Origin of the sequence: Microbacterium sp. Yaish 1 (assembly GCF_002245215.1) — a bacterium.
Taxonomy (GTDB): Bacteria; Actinomycetota; Actinomycetes; order Actinomycetales; family Microbacteriaceae; genus Microbacterium.
Map to the genome: position 1 here is coordinate 1,315,460 of NZ_NPMR01000002.1, position 19,272 is coordinate 1,334,731.

The following is a 19,272-nucleotide window of genomic DNA, read 5'->3' on the forward strand; positions in this document are numbered from 1 at the left end:
TTCTGGTCCTCGGAGCTCACAGTCCGCGGGCCAGGCGGTAGTAGGCCTGGTTCCAGCGGAGCTCCTTCTGGAATCCTCGCACCGTCGTGTCCTCGTCGATGACCACGAGCTCCGTGCCGGCGATCTCGGCGAAGTCGCGGAACACCTCGATGCCGACGGCCGTCGTCATGACGGTGTGGTGGGCGGCGCCGGCGGCGAGCCAGCACGCGGCCGACGTGGCGAAGTCGGGGGCCGGCTTCCAGATCGCGCGGCCCACCGGCAGCTTCGGCAGGTCGGGGGCCTCGACGTTCTCGACCACGTTCGCCGTCAGGCGGAAGCGGTCGCGCATGTCGCTCATCGCCACGACGAGGGCGGGACCCGGGTCGGCGGTGAAGACCAGGCGCACCGGGTCGTCCTTGCCGCCGATGCCGAGCGGGTGGATCTCCAGCCGCGGCTTCGCGGTCGTCAGCGACGGCGAGACCTCGAGCATGTGCGCCCCGAGGATGCGCTCCGAACCGGGAACCAGGTCGTAGGTGTAGTCCTCCATGAGGCTCGCCCCGCCGGGCAGGCCCGAACCCATGACGTTGGCGACGCGCACGAGGATCGCGGTCTTCCAGTCGCCCTCGGCGCCGAAGCCGTACCCCTCGGCCATGAGGCGCTGCACGGCGAGGCCGGGCAGCTGCGTGAGCTCGCCCAGGTCTTCGAACGACGTCGTGAACGCGCCGAACCCGCCGGCCTCGAGGAACGAGCGCAGGCCGATCTCGATCGCCGCGCCGTCGCGCAGCGACTGGTGGCGCTCGGCCCCGGGGAGGAGTTCCTCGGCGACGTCGTACTGCGCGAGGTACACCTCGACGAGCGCGTCGATGTCGGCGTCGGAGGCCGCGGCGACGGCATCCGCCAGCTCGTTCACGCCCCAGGTGTTCACCTGGACGCCGAACTGCAGCTCGGCCTCGGTCTTGTCGCCCTCGGTCACGGCGACGTAGCGCATGTTGTCGCCGAAGCGCGCGAGCTTGAGCGTGCGGGCGGCCTGCCACCCGGCCGCGGCTCGCTGCCAGTCCTCGATCTGACGCGTGACCTCGGGGTTCGAGACGTGGCCGACGACGGTCTTGCGCGAGACGCCGAGACGGGTCTGGATGTAGCCGAACTCGCGGTCGCCGTGAGCGGCCTGGTTGAGGTTCATGAAGTCGAAGTCGATGTCGGCCCAGGGAAGCTCGACATTGGCCTGCGTGTGCAGGTGCAGCAGCGGCTTGCGGAGGGCGTCGAGGCCCGTGATCCACATCTTGGCGGGGCTAAAGGTGTGCATCCACGCGATGACGCCGATCACCGAGTCGTCGGCGTTGGCGTCGAGCGCAAGTCGGCGAATCGACTCCGAGTCCTTCAGGACGGGCTTCCACTCGACGCGCACCGGCAGCCCGGCGAGGCCGGCGACGACCTGCTGCGACTGCTCGGCGACCTGGCGCAGGGTCTCCTCGCCGTAGAGGTTCTGGCTGCCCGTCACGAACCAGACGGTGTACTGCTCGAGAGAGGTGGAGAGGGTCATTGTTCTTCTTCCGGTGAGGTCGGACGGGTCAGGAGAGGGCGGTGACGGCGGCGCGCTCGACGGCGAGCCCCGCGTCGTAACGGTCGAGGTAGGCGGCGAAGCCGGCGGCATCCGCTGCATCGGGCTCGGCGACGTCGATCGACGCCGACGCGAAGACGCGCTCGCGGAGGTAGGCGTCGAGATCGAGGCCGTCGCCGTGGATGAGGTAGTCGGCGAGGACGGCGATGCCCCAGGCTCCGCCCTCCGAGGCGGTGTCACCGACGGCGACCGGGGCGCCGAGGGCCGCCGCGAGGAACCGCTGGGCGACCCCGGCGGTGCGGAACATGCCGCCGTGGGCGAACATCCGGTCGAGCTGCACCCCCTCGCGGTCGAGCACGCGCATGCCGAGCGCGAGCGTGCCGAACACGCCGTACAGCTGCGCTCGGATCGCGTTGGCGAGCGTGAACCGGCTGTCGGGGGTGCGCACGAAGAGCGGGCGACCCTCGTCGGTGCCGGCGATGGGCTCGCCCGCGAGGTGGTTGTAGGCCAGCAGGCCGCCGGCGTCCGGGTCGCCCGTCAGCGCCTCTCGGAACAGGGTGTCGTACACCGCGTCCGCGTCGAGCGTCGATCCCGATGCCGCGGCGAACCGCTCGAACATCCCCACCCAGGCCGCGAGCTCGCTGGCCCCGTTGTTGCAGTGGACCATCGCGACGAGGTCGCCCGCGGGGGTGGTGACGACGTCGATCTCGTGGTGCGTGCTCTGCAGCGGGCGCTCGAGCACGACCATCGCGAAGATGCTCGTGCCGGCGCTGACGTTGCCGGTGCGGGGCGCGACGGCCTCGGTGGCGACCATGCCGGTGCCCGCATCGCCCTCGGGCGGGCAGAACGGGATGCCGGGCCGCAGCGCTCCCGACGGATCGAGCAGCGCGGCACCAGCCGCGGTGAGTGACCCGGCGGCCTGACCGGCGACGCGGACCTCCGGCAGCAGGGAGCGGAGGTCCGCCGGGAGTCGCCCGGCGGTGTGCGCGTCGAAGAGGTCGACGCGGCGCTGGTCGTAGTCACGGGTGACCGGGTCGATCGGGAACATCCCCGACGCGTCACCGACCCCGAGGACCTTCTCGCCCGTCAGGCGCGCGTGCACATACCCGGCGAGGGTCGTCACGTGACGGATGTCGGCGACGTGCCCCTCGCCGTCGAGCACGGCCTGGTGCAGATGGGCGATCGACCACCGCAGCGGGATGTTGATGCCGAGCAGCTCCGTGAGCTCGGCCGCGGCCGCGCCCGTGCTCGTGTTGCGCCACGTCCGGAAGGGCACGAGCAGCTCGTCGTCGGCGTCGAAGGCGAGGTAGCCGTGCATCATCGCCGAGACGCCGATCGCGCCGAAGGTCTCGGGCACGATGCCGTACCGGGACTCGACTGCGGCCGCCAGGTCGGCGTAGGCCGCCTGCACGCCGGACCAGACGTCCTCGAGGGCGTACGTCCAGCGGCGCTCCTCGAAACGGTTCTCCCACGCGTGCGATCCGGTCGCGAGAACCTGGGTCGGATCCGAGCCGACGAGGCACGCCTTGATGCGGGTCGAGCCGAACTCGATGCCCAGGCTCGTGCGACCGGCGAGGATGTCGTCGCGTTCGGCGGATCGGTCGCGCGTGGCGGTGTGGGTCACGGATGCCTCCATTGGTCGTGCCGCGGTGAGATCATGTTACCGGTAACACCCGGTCGACGCGAGTGTCGGCGGCGACGGATCGACGACCGTCAGATCCGGCGGGTCGAGTCGCGCACCACGAGCCGAGGCGGTTCCGGACCGGCCGGGGCGTCAGCGCCCAGCAGGATCCGGACGCACCGCTGCGCCTCCCCTGCGATGTCGAGACGCACCGTGGTGAGAGCGGGCCGGTAGAAGGCGGCATCCGGGTGGTCGTCGAAACCGACCACGCTGACGTCCGCGGGAACATCCACACCGAGTGAAGCGAGTCCGGAGATCAGGCCGAGCGCCATCTGATCGTTCGCGACGACGATCGCGGTCGGCCCGGCCGCCTCGCCGACCGCTGCGGCGATGCGGGAGGCGATGTCTGCACCCGAGCCGGCGGACCAGTCGCCGCGCCATCGGCCGGCGAGCTGCAGTCCCCGGCGCGCGAGTGCAGACTCGACACCGGTGTCGCGAGCGACGGCCTCGAGCCAGGCAGCCGGGCCCGACAGCTGAGCGATGCGGCGGTGCCCTGCGTCCAGCAGGTGATCGACGGCGAGCGCCGCTCCCTCGGCGCCGCGGTCGCCGCCCCCGCTCGCGTGCTCCCCCGCGGCATCCACTCGTGCGTGCAACGGCACGACGGGAACGCCGAGGGATGCCGCAGCAAGAGTCTCGAGGGCGGCGGTATGCGGCGCCACGACGACGATCCCGTCCACCCCCTGGGCGAGCAGGTGATCGGCGGCAGCGGTGACGCTGGCGGCATCCGCGCCGTCGGCGTACGCCGTGGCGATCCACCGGCCCGCCGCGCGCGCCGCTCGTTCGAGTGCGCCGATGCCCGCCGCGGGGCCGTACAGATCGGTGTCGGAGGCGATCACCCCGATCGTCCGCGTCGTCGCGGTGCCGAGGGCACGGGCCGCGTTGTTGACGCGGTAGCCGAGCTCGGCCATCGCCGTGATCACGCGCTCCCGCGTCTCGGGCCGGATGTGGGGGTGGTCGTTGATGACTCGCGAGACCGTCTGCGTCGACACGCCCGCGGCGGCCGCGACATCCCGCACGCCCACTCGCGCCCGCCCGGGCATCGCTTCGCTCACTGCGCCAGGCTAGCGGGCACGCCGAAGGGCGGCACCGGCCGAAGCCGCGTGCCGCCCTTCGAGATCTCTCGGTCGGACCGGATCCAGTGGATCAGCGGTCGCCGAGGATGCCGCCGACGAGGTCGTCGACGTCGGAGGTCACATCCGAGGTGATGCCGCCGACGAGGTTGTCGACGGTGCTGCCGATTCCGCTCGTGACGTCGCCGGTGCTGACCTCACCCGTGCTGACGTCACCGGTGCCGACATCCGTGCCGTTGCCGAGGTCGGTGTCGGTCTGGTTGCCGTTGCCGACCTCGTTGCCGTTACCGGTCTCGTTGCCCGAGACGACGGGGGCATCGACCGGGGCCTCCACGGCGGTGTCGTTGCCCGAGGCGATCGGCGTGTCGTTGCCCGAGAGCAGCGCACCGTTGCCGACATCGCTGATCAGCGGACCGTTGACGAGGCCGCCCTCAAGTCCGAGGTTGCCGACGTTCGCGTTCTCGCCCACGCCGTTGCCGTTGGCCTCGAGGACGCCGTCGATCCACGTCGACAGCGCGTCGAACGACGACGCGACATCCGTGGTGGTGGTCGTGTCGGTGGTGGACGAGTCGACTGCGGTGGTGTCGTCAGCCGACGCGGGCAGGGCGAATCCGGCGGTGGCGATCGCGGCGGCACCCAGGCCCGCCGTGCCGAAGATTGCTGCTCGCTTCAGGTTCGTACGCATGTCTCTTCCTTCCGTCACGTGCGCTGGATTGCGGCACGTGGGGCTATCCGGGACGAGCCCGGATGCGGATTGGACACCTCGAGCGAAAACCGTGCATCCGCCACCGTTTGGAGCGTCGGCGATCCGCGCCCTCATGCGGATCGCGGCGGTTTCCTGGCAGTCGCCTGAGAGCGCGGCATCCGGCCCGCGTAGGCTCTGCGTCATGCGCGCAGAGCTCGCCGATCGCCGTGACACGAGGGCGACCGCCACCTCTGGTCGGTCGCGCTGGTCCGCGGGGAGGGAGCGCAACGGGGTCTGGTCTGGCTGTCGGGTTACGACTACGACGACACCCCGACCGACGGCGTCGAATGGCAACGTCGTCGCGAGATGCAGGATCGCTACCTGATGGCGCGTTCCCGTCGCGGCGAGCCGCCCGTGCTCCCCGACGGACGGCGCGTCATCCGCATGTTCTCGGGATGGGCCTCGAGCCCGCTGTGGGAGAGCTTCACCGACGATTACGTCGTCGACCCGCGCAGTCTCGGGATCAGCGATGACCTGACGCGAGAGCTCCTCGCCTGGGACGGCGCGATCCAAGACGCGGGACCCGACGGCCCGGTCCCCGCCGACTCGTTCGAGACCGGCCTGGCGATCTGGCGCCGCCTGCGCGACGAGCTCGCCCCCATCGCCGAGGTCCGCCCCGACTTCTGGGCTACCGGGTGAAGGCTCGGCTGAACTCAGGCTTTGACCGGGCGCCCGCGCTTGGGCTTCTCCGTCGACAGCTCGATCGCGATGGCGCGGCCGGGATGCTGCGCGAGGCGCTGCTCGGTGTGATCGAGCCACCGCACCTCGGCCTCGGCCGCGAAGACCATGGAATCGACCACGAGCGACCAGGCGAGCTCCTCGGGGCCCTCGGGGTTCGCGCCGGCGTACTCGGAAGTGCGGAGCTCCTGCAGCCTCGCGAGCGAGGAGCGACGCTGCGCCGCGATCACCTCGCCGACGTCGACTCCGGGGAGGGTCGCCGCGACCGCGAGCTTGATCGCGAGCTCATCCCGTGTGCCCGCCGGCCGTTCGACGGGCGAGCCCAACCATGACGCGACCTCGGCGCGCCCGGCATCCGTGATCTGCCAGTAGACGTGGCCCTGCCCGTCGACCGACCCCTTCTCGACGAAACCGTCCCGCTCGAGCCGATCGAGGGTGTTGTAGATCTGGCCCACGTTCAGCGGCCACGTCGACCCGGTCCGACGGTCGAACTCCGCCCGCAGCTGATAGCCGTAGCAGGGGCCTTGATCGAGGATCGCCAGAAGGCTGAGTCGAACCGACACGGTCGTCCTTTCGCATACCGGGTATGTAGTTTGCGAGTATATGCATACCGGGTATCGAACGGACTATCGCCGCGGGCCCACCACGATCACGCTGCTGAGGATGCCGAGCCCGACACCCACCGCGGTGTCGACGACGCGCTCGACCGCCAGCTCCGGGCCGCCGGCTCCCGCCGCGCTCAGGATGAGCAGCACCAGCGGGGTGATGAAGACGAGCGCGAGCGCGTAGTGGCGGACGACGACGAGCTCGATGACGAACTGCAGCGCACCGAGCACGAGACCGAGCACCACGCCGCCGAGCGGCACGACGCTGATGGCGAGGAACACGGCCGCCCCCGCCGCGGTGCCGAGCGCCCGGTGGATGCCGCGCGACAGCGCGACGCGGCGACTCGCGCTGACTCCGAGGACGGCGATCCCTGCCCCGACGATCCAGTAGGCGCGCTCGGGATCGACGAGCAGCGCGATCACCGTGCCGACGAGCGCGACCGTGGCGGTGCGCACGACGAGGGTCCGCGTCGTCGCCTCGTGCCCGGCCGCGGGGAAGAGCGAGCGCATCGACCGAGGCTTCGTGCCGCGGTGCGAGCGCCGTACGAGAGGGGCGGCCGTGACCAGCCACCCGAACAGCAGCGACGCCGCGAGGACACCGAGATACAGCGCCGGGTTCACCGCGTGCGACGACTGCGGCGCCGTGACGTGCGCCGACAGGCCGTAGATGAGCACCGCGAACAGCGGGCCCGGCGGACCGACCGAGCGGCCGAAGACCAGAACGGATGCCGCGACGGCGACCACGACGAGGCCGATAGCCACCGCGACCGGGCCGATCATCGCGGCCACGACCCCGACCGCCGCGCACGACCACAGCACCGCCGCGACGATCGGGACGAAGCGCAGGCGCTCGCGCGGCGAGAGACGACCACCGTAGAGCGTCGCGAACGCTCCGGTCGCCGCGAGCAGCGCGATGCTCTCGAGCCCCAGCGCGGAGAGCACGACGACGGGCAGCGCCATGGCGAGCGCAGCCTGCAGCCCCAGATGCCAGCGTGGTCCCGGCGACGGCCCGAATCGTGTCAGGCTGCGGCCCAGCTCGCCCGCCTCACGCCGCCACCGGCCGGAATCGTCGGGCGTCGGTGCGGGCGAAAACGGCATTACCCCATTGTCTCGCGAGAACGGCGACGCCCGCGCGTCGGCACGTAGCCTGGAGGCGGAGAACGACATGAGCGACGATTCCCCCGCATCCCCGCCGCCGGAGACGCCCGCGCCCGGCGCGCGCGAACGAGCCGCCTACATCGAGACGGCGATCCAGCAGGCCATCCGCCGCGGCGACTTCGACGATCTGCCGGGAGCCGGCAAGCCCATCGCCGATCTCGGCCCGCACCACGATCCCGACTGGTGGATCAAGCGGAAGATCCGCGAGGAGCAGCTCACCGGCCTGGGTCCGCCCGCACTGACGCTGCGCATCGAGCACGCCGAGTTCGACGCCCGCGTCGACGCGCTCACCCGCGAGGACGATGTGCGCGAGTACGTCACCGACTTCAACCGGCGCGTCATCGAGGCCCGCCGGCAGCTGCAGGGCGGACCGCCCGTGGTCACACCGACGCACGACATCGAGACGGAGGTCACCGCCTGGCGTCAGCGTCGCACCGAGGCCGCCGCCGCGGCCTCGGCCGCTCCCCCGGCGGAGCCGCGGCGGCGCCGGCGGCTGTTCCGACGCTGAGCGGCCCTCCGGCTCCGCGAGGTCAGCGCAGCGCCTGCTCCACGTCGGCCAGCAGATCGTCGACCGACTCGATGCCCACCGAGAGCCGCACGACCTCGACCGGCACGGCGGCCTCCGTACCGCGGACCGAGGCGTGGGTCATCGCATCGGGGTAGTTCACGAGCGACTCGACCCCGCCGAGCGACTCGGCGAGCTGGAACAACCGCGTCGACTCGGCGAAGCGACGCGCCGCCTCGCCGGACTCGAGCGCGAGCGAGAGCATGCCCCCGAACCGGGTCATCTGCGACGCGGCCAGCTCGTGTCCCGGGTGCGAGGCGAGCCCGGGGTAGAACACGCGGGCGACGCGATCGTGTCGCTCCAGGAACGCGGCGATGGCCCCGGCGTTCTCGCTGTGGCGCTGCATGCGGACATCGAGCGTCTTGATGCCGCGCGTCGTGAGCCAGGCATCCATCGGTCCCGACACGGCTCCCGCGGCGTACTGCAGGAAGCCGATCTTCTCGGCGAGCGCATCGTCGTCGAGCACGAGCGCGCCGCCGACGACGTCCGAGTGCCCGCCGAGGTACTTCGTCGTGGAGTGCACGACGACATCGGCCCCGAGCTCGAGCGGACGCTGGAGCGCGGGGGTCGCGAAGGTGTTGTCGACGACGACGAGCGCGCCGGCCTCGTGTCCGATGGCCGCGAGGCCGGCGATATCGGTGATGCGCAGCAGCGGGTTCGACGGTGTCTCCACCCACAGCACGCGCGGCGCGCCCTCGGCGACCGCAGCCCGCACCGCGGCGAGGTCGCTCATGTCGACGACGCGCAGCTTCACACCCCACGGGGCCAGGACACGGGCGATGAGACGATGCGTGCCCCCGTAGACGTCGTTGCCGAGAAGCACCTCGTCACCGGGACTCAGCGCGGCGCGCAGCAGCACGTCCTCGGCGGCCAGCCCCGAGGCGAACGAGAAGCCGTGCGCCCCGCCCTCGAGCGCGGCGAGCTGCACCTGGAGCGCCGTGCGGGTCGGGTTTCCCGAGCGACCGTACTCGTAGCCGCCGCGGAGCCCGCCGATGCCGTCCTGTGCGAACGTCGTCGAGAAGTGGACCGGCGGGATGACCGCGCCGGTGGTGGGGTCGAACTCCTGGCCGGCGTGGACGGCGAGGCTCGCGAGGCCGCGGGCGGAATCGTGCGTGCTCATGCGTCGCTCCTGGTGTCGTGGGTCGTGCGGTGATCGGGGGTGCCGGTAGCGGGCTCGTCGACGAGATCGGCGAACCCGTGGGCGCGCATCCAGTCGTCGTCGTAGATCTTCGAGAGGTATCCGCGGCCGTGGTCGGGCAGCAGCACGACGACCACGTCATCGGGTCCGAGGTCGCGTGCCGTCCGAAGCGCGGCGACGACGGCCATGCCCGACGAACCGCCGACGAGCAGGCCTTCCTCGCGTGCGAGGCGGCGGGTCATCGCGAACGACTCGCGGTCGCCCACCCGCTCGTAGCGGTCGACCACGGACGGATCGAAGGTCTCGGGCCAGAAGTCCTCGCCGACGCCCTCGACGAGGTAGCGGCCGATCTCGCCGCTGTAGATGGACCCGTCGGGGTCGGCGCCGACGATCGTGACGGCTCCGCCGGAAGCCTCGCGCAGGTACCGCCCCGTGCCCGTGATCGTGCCGCCGGTGCCGACACCGGCGACGAAGTGCGTCACGCGCCCCGCCGTGTCGCGCCAGATCTCGGGTCCGGTCGTCTCGTAATGCGCCCGCGGCCCGGCGGCGTTGGCGAACTGGTTGGGCTTGAAGGCGCCGGGGATCTCCCGCGCGAGCCGGTCCGAGACGCTGTAATACGAATCCGGATGCTCCGGCGGCACGCTCGTGGGGGTCATCACGACCTCCGCGCCGTACGCCTTCAGGACGGCGACCTTCTCGCCCGCGAACTTGTCGGGCACGACGAAGACCATCCGGTAGCCGCGCTGCTGCGCGACGAGGGCGAGGCCGACACCGGTGTTGCCGCTCGTGGGCTCGACGATCGTTCCGCCGGGGCGCAGCAGCCCGTCGCGCTCGGCGGCCTCGACGATCCTCGCGGCGATGCGATCCTTCGCGGAGCTGCCCGGATTGAAGTACTCGATCTTGGCGAGCACGGTCGCCCGCGTCGAGGTCGCGACGCGGTTCAGGCGGACGAGCGGGGTGTTGCCGACGAGTTCGGCGATGTTCTCTGCGTAGCGCACGAGGGTGTCCTCACGGTGTCCGCGCGCTCAGAGGCGCGGGTGCTGTCGGGGTCGTCTGAGGTGAGCGCGGCGGCGCTCAGCGACAACAACGACAGGTCTGCACCCGTCCACCCTAAGCCAGGGCCCGACCGCTGTCGAGGGTTCCGCTCGCCGGATCAGCGCGACGTCAGCCCGCGGCGTTCGAGGGAGCGACGCATCGTGTGGCGCCCGTGCAGGCTCGCGGCATCCCGCACCCGGGCGATCGCGGCACGCAGCCAGCCCCGCGGCTCGCCCTGCGTGCGGTAGTACCCCGTGACGGCCTCCTCGTACGCGGCGATCTCGGCGTCATCCGGCAGGCGATAGATCTCGCGGTGGCGGACGACCTGCTGCGGCAGCCGCGGCTTCACCCCCGCCCGGTCATCCGGATCGGGGCGCCCGAGCACGACGCCGAACGCCGGGAAGGCCCCGTCGGGAAGCTCGAGCACGTCGGCGATCTGCTCCGGGTGGTTTCTGACGGCGCCCACGTAGACGGCTCCCAGACCCAGCGATTCAGCGGCGACGACGGCGTTCTGGGCGGCCAGCGCCGCGTCGATGAAGCCGACGATCGTGCTCTCCATGTACTGCACGGCATCCGACGGCTCCCCCGCGCGATGCGCGAGCTCGCGCGCACGCGCCCAGTCGGCGACGAAGACGAGGAAGACGCCGCCCCGGCGGATGAAGTCCTGGTCGCCGGCGAGCTGTGCGAGGGCGTCGAGCCGCTCGGGCTCGCGCACCTCGATCACCGACCATGCCTGAAGGTTCGAGCTCGTCGAGGCCGACTGGGCGGCCGCGATGATCGCGGTCAGCGTCGCATCGTCGATCTCGCCGGGCACGAACCGCCGCACGGAGCGATGGCGGTAGAGGAGCTCCAGCACGTCGTTGCGCGGAAGGCGCTCGGGCGCGGCAGAGCCGTACCGCCGAGACCAGCCGTCGTGTGGTTCCGTCGTCACGCGGGGAACGTTACACGGCGTCATCGACCGTCTCCGACGTTCACGGAACATGTGATGGGCCGTCGTGGTTACTAACGTCGTGATCATGTCGCAGCCGAACATCGACCCGTCCGCGGAGCACCCCTCCCGTCATCTGGGCGGCTCGCTGTCCGCCGATGAGTTCAAGACGCTCTTCCGCGGGCACCCCGGCGGGGTCGCCGTCATCACCGCCGACGCGGGTGACGGCCCGGTCGCGCTGACGGCGACCTCCGTCTCGTCGGTGAGCGCCGACCCGCCGCTCCTGGTGTTCTCGGTGTCGGCTCAGTCTTCCGCGTCGGCGGTGCTGTCCACCGCCGAGACCGTCGTGGTGCACCTGCTCGACGCCGACGATCTGCCGCTGGCGAAGCTCGGCGCCACGAGCGGCATCGATCGCTTCGCCGACACCTCGGCCTGGTCGCGGCTGACGACGGGGGAACCCGTGTACCGCGGCGTGCGGGCGTGGGTCCGCTGCGCGGTCGTGTCGCGGATGGATGCCGGCGGGTCCATCGTCATCGCCGGCCACGCCCTGCAGTCGCACGTCGAGCGCGACGTCGAGCCGGGCGGTCACGGCGATGCGCTGGTCTACCACAACCGCACGTGGCACCGTCTCAGCGACGATTCCGCCATCCGCGACTGATCCCGTCAGACGACGCCGATCGCCGCCGCCGGGCTCGCCCCCGTCGCGACGGGCCGGCCGGGGTCACGGGACCACTGGCTCCACGATCCCGCGAACACGCGCGCCCGGCCGTAGCCGGCCACCGCGAAGGCCAGCGAGGTGTGCGCCGAGGCGATACCCGAGCTGCACGTGATGACGACATCCGTGTCTTGGCCGATCCCCACCGCCGCGAGCGACGTGCGGATCTCGTCCGGACCACGCAGGAGACCGTCCGGCGCGATGTGGGCCACCGTCGGGAGGTTGAGGGCTCCGGGGATGTGCCCGCTGACGGGATCGGTGCCCACCGCCTGACCGCGGTAGTGCTGGGGGGCGCGCACGTCGAGCAGCACCCCGCGAGCGGGGGCGACGGCCGCCTCGTCGATGGTGGCGAGACCGCCGCTTCCCTCGGGGAGCGACACATCGCCCGCCACGGCGGCGCGGTCGCTGTGCTCCAGGCGACGCCCCGACGCGACCCAGGCGCGGAAGCCGCCGTCGAGCACCCGGACGTCGAGGCCGTGACGACGCAGCAGCCACCACGCACGCGCAGCGGCGACGCCGTCGTTGTCGTCGTACGCGACGAGCCGGTCGCCGGCGCTCACGCCCCAGCGACGGGCCGCGGCCTCGAGATCGGCGCGGTCGGGCAGCGGATGCCGTCCCTGCTCGGGAACCCCGGGACGCGCGAGCTCGCGTTCCAGATCGACGTAGACGGCACCGGGCAGATGACCCAGCAGATAGTCGGGGCGTCCTTCGGCGCGATCCAGTCGCCACCGGACATCCAGCAGACGCACGGGAGCGTCCGCAGCGAGTTCGGCGGCGAGCTCGTCGACGCTCACCAGGGGGGACATGACCCCATGGTCGCCACGACACGATCCCGCTGTGAACGCAGCCGAAACAGTCGGAAACGGGAGAACACAGAGCGACACACGACGGCGGCCGCGCGCTACCGCGTGACTCTGCATGACGACACGGAAGCGCCGCCGAGGCAGCCCGCCGTACTCTTCCCCCCATGCCCGGTCTCGAGAACCACCCCGAATCCCTCGCCTTCGCGACGCGTCAGCTGCACGCGGGCGCCCGTGGCTTCGACGCGTACGGCTCGCGCGCGACCCCGATCTACCTGACCGCCGGCTTCGAGTTCGACGACATCGCCGACGGCGAGGGCCGCTTCGCCGACCCCGCGACGGGTTTCAGCTACACGCGCGTCGGCAATCCGACCGCGGCGGCGGCTGAGCGGCGCATCGCCGACCTCGAGGGCGGCGTCGGCGCGCTGCTCGTCGGCAGCGGCCAGGCCGCGACGACGACGGCACTGCTGACGATCCTCGAGTCGGGAGACCACATCGTCGCGGCCTCTGCGATCTACGAGGGCACGCGCGAACTGCTGCGCTCCGAGTTCGGGCGCCTCGGCATCACGACGGACTTCGTCGACGATCCGCGCGACCCCGCCGCCTGGGAGGCGGCGATCGGCCCGCGCACCCGTGCGCTCGTCGCCGAGACCATCGCGAATCCGCGCGGCGGCGTGCTGGACATCCCGGCCGTCGCCGAGGTCGCGCACCGGCACGGCATCCCGCTCGTCGTCGATTCGACCCTCGCGACGCCGTACCTGCTGCGCCCGCTCGAACTCGGCGCCGACATCGTCATCCACTCCGCATCGAAGTTCCTGTCGGGCCACGGCACCGGCCTGGGCGGCGTCATCATCGACGGCGGACGCTTCGCCTGGGATGCCGTACCGGGCCGGTTCCGCCAGATCGCGGCCGAGACCGGGCCCGACGGCCGGACGTTCGTCGAACGCTCGGGCGAGCGCGCCTTCCTCGACACCGCGCGCCGCGTCGCGATGCGCTTCGGCCCCTCGCCCTCGCCCCTCAACGCCTTCCTGCTGCTGCAGGGCATCGAGACCCTGTCGCTGCGGGTCGAGCGCCAGTCGCAGACCGCGGCGACTCTCGCCGCCTGGCTCGAGGCCCGCCCGGAGGTCGCCGGCGTCGACTACAGCGGACTCGCGTCGCATCCCGACCACGATCTCGCCGTACGCCTTCTGCCGGCGGGACAGGGAGCGCTGTTCTCCTTCACCCTCACCGGCGGACGGGCAGCGGCGGAGGCCTTCACCCGCAGCGTGCGGCTGTTCACCCCGATGACCCACCTCGGCGATGTGCGCTCGCTCGTGCTGCATCCGGCGACGACCACCCACGCGAGCCGCGACGACGCCGACCTCGCGCGCATCGGGGTCGGTCCGGGGCTGCTGCGCATCTCGGTCGGGCTGGAGGATGCCGGCGACCTCATCGCCGACCTCGAGCGCGGACTCGACGCCGCCCGCGCTGCGACCGGCGTCGTGCCGGAAGACCTGCCGGAAACCGTGTCGGCATGACGCGCACCCAGCACTTCGGGTGGTTCCTCTCGCGCGGGTTCGGGCCCCACGGCTGGGCGCGGCCGTACCAGCGGTGGAACTGGCCGTGGCAGAAGCCCGACCTCTACCAGCACTCGGCCCGCGAGCTCGAGCAGGCGGGCTTCGACTTCGTCCTCATCGAGGATGCGCTCTCGGTCGGCATCACGCCCGAGACGCTGAACCTGCGGGTGCGCAAGGCCTACGGCGGTCCCAAGCACGACCCGTGGACGCTCGCACCGTATCTGTTCGCCGCGACGCAGCACCTCGGCGTGATCCCCACGGTCAACCCGGCCGCCTGGCCGCCGTACCTCGCCGCCCGCCAGTTCGCGTCGCTGCAGCACCTGAGCGGCAGCCGGCTGGGCCTGAACGTCGTCACCGACGTCGGGTCGGCGCATCATTTCGGCACCGAGCGCCTCGGGCACGACGCGGCGTACGACCGCGCCCAGGAATGGCTCGATGCGCTCCGCCTGCTGTGGCACAGCTGGGACGACGACGCCCTGATCGCCGACCCCGACACGCAGATCTACGCCGACGGCTCGAAGATCCGCGCCGTCGAGCACCGGGGCGAGTACTACTCGTTCGACGGTCCCCTCAACGCCGAGCCCCTGCCCGCGGGCGACCCGATCGTCGCCTCCCCCGGCGGCTCGCCGCGCGGCATCGGCTTCGCCGGGGCGAACTCCGAGATCCAGCTCGCCCTGTCGAACCTCGATCCCGCGAGCATCCGCGCCTACCGCACCCGGGTGCGCGAGGCGGCGGTCGCGGCGGGACGGGATGCCGACGCGATCAAGACTCTCTTCGTCGTCAAGCCGATCGTCGCGAGCTCGGCCGACGAGGCCGAACGCATCGTCGAGGCGTCGCGTCATCCCGACGAGGCGACCCTCCTCGAGGTCGCCGAAGCGTGGTCGAGCGACCTCGAGACCGACCTGACGTCGCTCGTCCTCGACCGCCCGCTCGATCCCGCGATCTTCGGCGATCACGTCTCGAAGGGCACCATCCGGGGGCTGCTCGGGCGATACTCCGACTTCTCCGAGGCGCCGCTGCGCGACATCCTCGCCGGAAAGGCGCGGCTGGGACGCGTGACCGACGGCGCGGGAGGAACGGTGGGAACCGCGGAGGAGATCGCCGACGTCATCCAGGCGCTGGGCGACGACGCCGACAACGATGGCCTGATCTTCTCGGGCGACTTCCACCCCGTGACCCTCCACCGCGCGCTCGACGAGCTCGTGCCGGTGCTGCGGCGGCGCGGCATCCTGCGCACCGAGCACACCGGTCGGGGCCTGCGCGCCGACCTCGACGCGTTCTGACCCCGACCGGCGCGCTCAGACGTGCGGGTGGGTGCGCTCGAGCTTGGCACCCTCGACGTCGACATCCGGCAGGATGCGGTCGAGCCACCGGGGCAGCCACCACGCGCCGCGCCCGATGAGGTGCATGAGCGCCGGCATGAGCAGCATCCGTACGACGAGCGCGTCGACGAGGATGCCGAAGGCGAGGCCGAAGCCCATCGAGCGGATGATCGTCGCCTCGGCGAAGATGAAGCCGCCGAAGACCGACACCATGATCAGCGCGGCCGCGATGACGACCGAGCGCCCGGCGCGGAAGCCCTGCATGACCGCCAGGCGCGCCTCGGAGCCGTGCACGAACGCCTCGCGCATCCCCGACGCGAGGAACAGCTGGTAGTCCATCGCGAGCCCGAAGAGGATGCCCACGAGGATCACCGGGAGGAAGTTCAGGATCGGGCCGGTCGTGTGCAGGCCGATGAGCTCGGCGCCCCACCCCCACTGGAAGACGGCGACGACGGCGCCGTAGGTGGCGAACAGCGACAGGATGAAACCTCCCGTCGCGATGAGGGGGACCACGAGCGAGCGGAAGACGACGATCATGATCACGAGCGAGAGCCCCACGACGACCGCGAGGTAGATCGGCAGGATGCCGACGAGCCCCTCGGAGATGTCGATGTTGATGGCGGCCTGACCGGCGACGCCGAGCGCGTACTCGCCGTCGACCGGAGGCAGTGAGCGCAGGTCGCGCACCAGGTCCTCGGTCGCGACGCTGCTCGGCCCCTCGGTGGGGATCACCTGGAACGCGGCGATCGACCCGCTGTCGGAGACGGCGATCGGGGCGACGGCGCTCACATGCTCGCGCCCGGCGATCGCTTCGGCCACCGCGACCTGTGCGCGCAGACGCCCGGCGTCGTCGAGGCCCTCCGGGAGGCTCGCGGTCACGAGCAGCGGCGAGTTCGCGCCGGGGCCGAAAGCGTCCTCGGTGAGCTCGAACGCACGCTGGCCGTACGACCCTTCGGGCTCGGATGCTCCATCGGGAAGGCCCACCCGCATCGACAGTGCCGGAACCGCGAGGGCGAGCAGCAGCCCGACCGACACGACGGCGGTGGTGATCGCGCGCCAGGTCGGCATCGCGCGCGTCGGGGTCGATACGGCGTCGGGGGCTCCGACGCGGGCGCGGGCACGGCGACCGAGCACACGCATCCCGAGCAGCCCCAGGAGCGCCGGCAGCAGGGTGATCGCGATCAGCACCGCAATGGCGACGCAGACGGCTCCCGCCGTCCCCATGAGACCGAGGAACGGGATGCCGGTGATGTTGAGGGCGAGCAGGGCGACGACGACCGTCGATCCGGCGAACACGACGGCGTTGCCGGCGGTGCCGCCGGCGAGGCCGATCGACTCGTGCAGGCCGATACCGCGCAGCAGCTGCTTGCGGTGCCGGTTGAGCACGAACAGGGCGTAGTCGATCCCGACCGCGAGCCCGAGCATCACACCCAGCACGGGCGTCACCGACGCCATCTGCACGACTCCCGACAGTGCGAGCACCCCGAGCACGCCGACGCCCACTCCGACGATGGCGGTGACGAGCGGGAGGGCGGCGGCGATGAGGCTGCCGAGCATGACGAGGAGCACCACGGCGGCGACCGCGACGCCGACGGCCTCGCCGACGCCGAGGATCTTCGGCACTCCCTGCGAGATCTCGGTCGAGAAGCCCACCTCGACGCCGTCGATCGGCTCGGCGGTGAAGTGCTCGACGACAGCGTCCTTCGCGTCCTGCGGCAGCTCGAGGCGCGGCAGGGTGAAGGCGACGTTCACGGTCGCGGTCGAGCCGTCCGGCGAGACCAGCGCGATGCCGTCGGCGAGGTCGAGCAGGCGCCCGCCGAGGTCGGCGGTCTCGGCCTGCGCCTCGAGCTCGGCCCGGCCGGAGTCGAGGGTCGCCTGCTGCCGCTCCAGCTCGGCGCGCCCGGCGTCGAGCTGGGCCTGCTGGGCGTCGAGCGCCGCGAGCTGCTGGGCGGGGGCGCCCGCAGCCTCGAGCTGGGCCCGCGCGGCGTCGAGCTGGGCCTGGCCCGCCTCGAGCTGCGCGGTCCCCTGGTCGAGCTTCTCCTGTCCGGCGTCGAGCTGGTCGCGCGCGGAGGAGATCTGAGTCTGGCCGTCGGCCAGCTGCTGGGCCTGCGCCGCTCGCTGCGCCTCGGCCTCGAACGGGTCGTTGACCGTCGCGACGTCGGGCAGATCCGTGGCGGAGGCGACGAGATCGGAGATCGCCGCGCGCTGGTCGTCGGTGAGCGCGCCGTCCTCGGCGTGGAACACGACCGTGCCCGCCGCGCCGGCGAAGTCGGGCAGCTCGTCGGCCAGCTGGTCGGTGACCTTCGATGACGCGGTCCCCGGGATGTCGAAGCTCGACGAGAGCCCGCCGAAGCCGAGCGCGAAGGCGCCGCCGGCGATACCCAGCACGGCGACCCAGGCGACGACGACGAGCCAGGCGCGGCGGGCGGCTCCCTTGCTCAGGCGGTACAGCAGCTCGGCCATCGGCGACTCCTTCGGGATGCGGACGCCTTGACGAGACGCGACGTCTCGTCAACCCTAACCCGGTACGAGGACGTGGACGATCGCCCGGATGCTGTCGGGCGTCGGGGCAGCGCCCAGGAGCGCCTGCATCATCATCCAGCCCGCGATCGCGTCGCCGATCTCGACCGCGGCGAGAGTCGGATCGCCGTGCGCGACGACGCGCGCCCGGATGCCGCCGTCGGCGCTCAGCCGGTCGCGCATGAGCTCACCGATCGCGGCGTGCTCGGTCGCGGCCGCGACGAGCGACCGCAGCAGCAGACGCCCCTGCGGGGCGTCGAGCACGGTCCACACCCGCGACATCCACTCGGTCAGGTCGCGGCGGAGGTCCCCCGTGTCGCGCACCGCGAGCTGCTGCCGGAAGATCATCCCTTCCAGCAGCGCTTCGGTGAGGATCGCGGCGCGAGACGGCCACCACCGATAGATCGTCTGCTTGCCGACGGCGGCGTGCCGGGCGATCGCCTCGATCGTGAGGTTCTCGTATCCGCTCTGCGCGATCAGCTCGGCCGCTGCCGTCAGCACCGCCAACCGAGCCTGTTCGCTGCGCCGCGGACCGGCCCGGTGCTCGTCCATCCCTCCACCGTAACGAGCCGGGCGCTACGGTGGAGCCCATGCTCGCCGTGCTCGTCCTGGCTGACCACGACCTGGTCCGCCGGGGCGTCGCCGACCTGATCGACGCGGCGACGGGCCTGCAGGTCGTCGCCGAGGCGGCCACCGCCCGTCAGGCGGCGGCCCGCGCCGAGGTGACGCGGCCGGATGTCGCGATCATCGGGTACCGGCTCGCCGACGGCGACGGCGCGCAGGTGTGCCGCGCCCTGCGGGCGGTGGACCCGCACCTGCGGTGCATCGTCCTCAGCGCCGCGGATGACGACGCCGCGCGCACCGCGAGTGCCGCCGCGGGCGCCGCGGCCTTCCTTCTCGAAGACGTCGCCGCGGGCGAGCTCGTCGAGGCCGTGCGCCGGGTCGGGTCGGGGCACCCGTTGAGCGCGACTCTGCGGGCCGCCTCACCCCCGGCATCTCCGCCGGAGGCCCTCCCCCGCCGCCAGCGGGAGGTGCTCGCCCTGGTCGCGCGCGGACTGTCGAACCGCGCCATCGCGACCGAGCTCGGCGTCGCCGAGAAGACGGTCAAGAACCACCTGACCGGCATCATGCGCACGCTCGGCGTCACGAGCCGGACGCAGGCCGCGCTGCTCGCGGCGCAACCCGAGCACGAATGAGCGAAGGCGCGGACCCCGGTGGG

18 protein-coding genes are annotated in these 19,272 nt (G+C 72.0%); 6 read left to right on the forward strand and 12 right to left on the reverse strand.

Translation table 11 applies throughout. The features are described from left to right. Positions 1-16: 16 nt before the first annotated feature. The 4 genes from araA to CI089_RS15400 form a co-directional block, all read right to left on the reverse strand. Positions 17-1,519, reverse strand: coding sequence for an L-arabinose isomerase (gene araA / locus CI089_RS15385; protein WP_094262293.1), 1,503 nt, complete (start codon positions 1,517-1,519; stop codon positions 17-19). Between the two features lie 28 nt (positions 1,520-1,547). Further along, positions 1,548-3,161, reverse strand: a complete 1,614-nt coding sequence (locus tag CI089_RS15390) for a xylulokinase (protein ID WP_256978042.1) — start codon at positions 3,159-3,161, stop codon at positions 1,548-1,550. A gap of 89 nt (positions 3,162-3,250) precedes the next feature. Continuing rightward, a complete protein-coding gene (locus tag CI089_RS15395) occupies positions 3,251-4,270 on the reverse strand; it encodes a LacI family DNA-binding transcriptional regulator (protein WP_256978044.1) in 1,020 nt (339 codons plus the stop codon). Between the two features lie 91 nt (positions 4,271-4,361). Then, positions 4,362-4,973, reverse strand: coding sequence for a hypothetical protein (locus CI089_RS15400; RefSeq protein ID WP_094262296.1), 612 nt, complete (start codon positions 4,971-4,973; stop codon positions 4,362-4,364). 384 nt (positions 4,974-5,357) lie between these two features. Here CI089_RS15400 and CI089_RS15405 point away from each other — a divergent pair, with 384 nt between their 5' ends. After that, the gene (locus CI089_RS15405; RefSeq protein WP_143739017.1) at positions 5,358-5,672 is read left to right on the forward strand and encodes a hypothetical protein; all 315 of its coding nucleotides are present in this window, start codon (positions 5,358-5,360) and stop codon (positions 5,670-5,672) included. Between the two features lie 14 nt (positions 5,673-5,686). On the opposite strand, the gene CI089_RS15410 is transcribed toward CI089_RS15405, so the two are convergent. Continuing rightward, positions 5,687-6,274, reverse strand: coding sequence for a PadR family transcriptional regulator (locus CI089_RS15410; protein ID WP_094262298.1), 588 nt, complete (start codon positions 6,272-6,274; stop codon positions 5,687-5,689). Between the two features lie 63 nt (positions 6,275-6,337). After that, positions 6,338-7,414: an FUSC family protein gene (locus tag CI089_RS15415; RefSeq protein WP_143739018.1), complete on the reverse strand. Its 1,077-nt coding sequence runs from the start codon at positions 7,412-7,414 to the stop codon at positions 6,338-6,340. A gap of 67 nt (positions 7,415-7,481) precedes the next feature. Between CI089_RS15415 and CI089_RS15420 the strand changes: the two genes are divergently transcribed. Further along, complete coding sequence (locus tag CI089_RS15420; RefSeq protein ID WP_094262300.1) at positions 7,482-7,982, forward strand: J-domain-containing protein; 501 nt, start codon at positions 7,482-7,484, stop codon at positions 7,980-7,982. A 22-nt stretch (positions 7,983-8,004) separates the two neighbouring features. Here the strand turns inward: CI089_RS15420 and CI089_RS15425 are convergent, their stop codons facing one another. The 3 genes from CI089_RS15425 to CI089_RS15435 all read right to left on the reverse strand — a co-directional run bounded on the left by CI089_RS15425 (position 8,005) and on the right by CI089_RS15435 (position 11,143). Further along, positions 8,005-9,159 (reverse strand): cystathionine gamma-synthase, encoded by a 1,155-nt coding sequence (locus CI089_RS15425; protein WP_094262301.1) that lies wholly within the window; start codon positions 9,157-9,159, stop codon positions 8,005-8,007. Further along, entirely contained in the window at positions 9,156-10,175 is a 1,020-nt protein-coding gene (locus CI089_RS15430) for a pyridoxal-phosphate dependent enzyme (protein ID WP_094262302.1), read from the reverse strand. The genes CI089_RS15425 and CI089_RS15430 overlap by 4 nt, the downstream gene beginning before the upstream one ends. Before the next feature lie 155 nt (positions 10,176-10,330). After that, positions 10,331-11,143 (reverse strand): nitroreductase family protein, encoded by an 813-nt coding sequence (locus CI089_RS15435; protein WP_218823044.1) that lies wholly within the window; start codon positions 11,141-11,143, stop codon positions 10,331-10,333. An 85-nt stretch (positions 11,144-11,228) separates the two neighbouring features. Between CI089_RS15435 and CI089_RS15440 the strand changes: the two genes are divergently transcribed. Further along, positions 11,229-11,798, forward strand: a complete 570-nt coding sequence (locus CI089_RS15440; protein WP_094262537.1) for a flavin reductase family protein — start codon at positions 11,229-11,231, stop codon at positions 11,796-11,798. A gap of 5 nt (positions 11,799-11,803) precedes the next feature. Here CI089_RS15440 and CI089_RS15445 read toward each other — a convergent pair whose 3' ends face one another. After that, positions 11,804-12,661 (reverse strand): sulfurtransferase, encoded by an 858-nt coding sequence (locus tag CI089_RS15445; protein ID WP_094262304.1) that lies wholly within the window; start codon positions 12,659-12,661, stop codon positions 11,804-11,806. 161 nt (positions 12,662-12,822) lie between these two features. Between CI089_RS15445 and CI089_RS15450 the strand changes: the two genes are divergently transcribed. Continuing rightward, entirely contained in the window at positions 12,823-14,172 is a 1,350-nt protein-coding gene (locus tag CI089_RS15450; RefSeq protein WP_094262305.1) for an O-acetylhomoserine aminocarboxypropyltransferase/cysteine synthase family protein, read from the forward strand. Next, complete coding sequence (locus CI089_RS15455; protein WP_094262306.1) at positions 14,169-15,494, forward strand: NtaA/DmoA family FMN-dependent monooxygenase; 1,326 nt, start codon at positions 14,169-14,171, stop codon at positions 15,492-15,494. The genes CI089_RS15450 and CI089_RS15455 overlap by 4 nt, the downstream gene beginning before the upstream one ends. A 15-nt stretch (positions 15,495-15,509) precedes the next feature. Here CI089_RS15455 and CI089_RS15460 read toward each other — a convergent pair whose 3' ends face one another. Then, complete coding sequence (locus tag CI089_RS15460; RefSeq protein ID WP_094262307.1) at positions 15,510-17,996, reverse strand: MMPL family transporter; 2,487 nt, start codon at positions 17,994-17,996, stop codon at positions 15,510-15,512. A 54-nt stretch (positions 17,997-18,050) separates the two neighbouring features. Beyond that, a complete protein-coding gene (locus CI089_RS15465) occupies positions 18,051-18,605 on the reverse strand; it encodes a TetR/AcrR family transcriptional regulator (RefSeq protein ID WP_094262308.1) in 555 nt (184 codons plus the stop codon). Between the two features lie 38 nt (positions 18,606-18,643). On the opposite strand from CI089_RS15465, the gene CI089_RS15470 reads away from it, so the two are divergent. Further along, positions 18,644-19,249: a LuxR C-terminal-related transcriptional regulator gene (locus CI089_RS15470; RefSeq protein WP_094262309.1), complete on the forward strand. Its 606-nt coding sequence runs from the start codon at positions 18,644-18,646 to the stop codon at positions 19,247-19,249. The last annotated feature ends 23 nt before the right edge of the window (positions 19,250-19,272 follow it).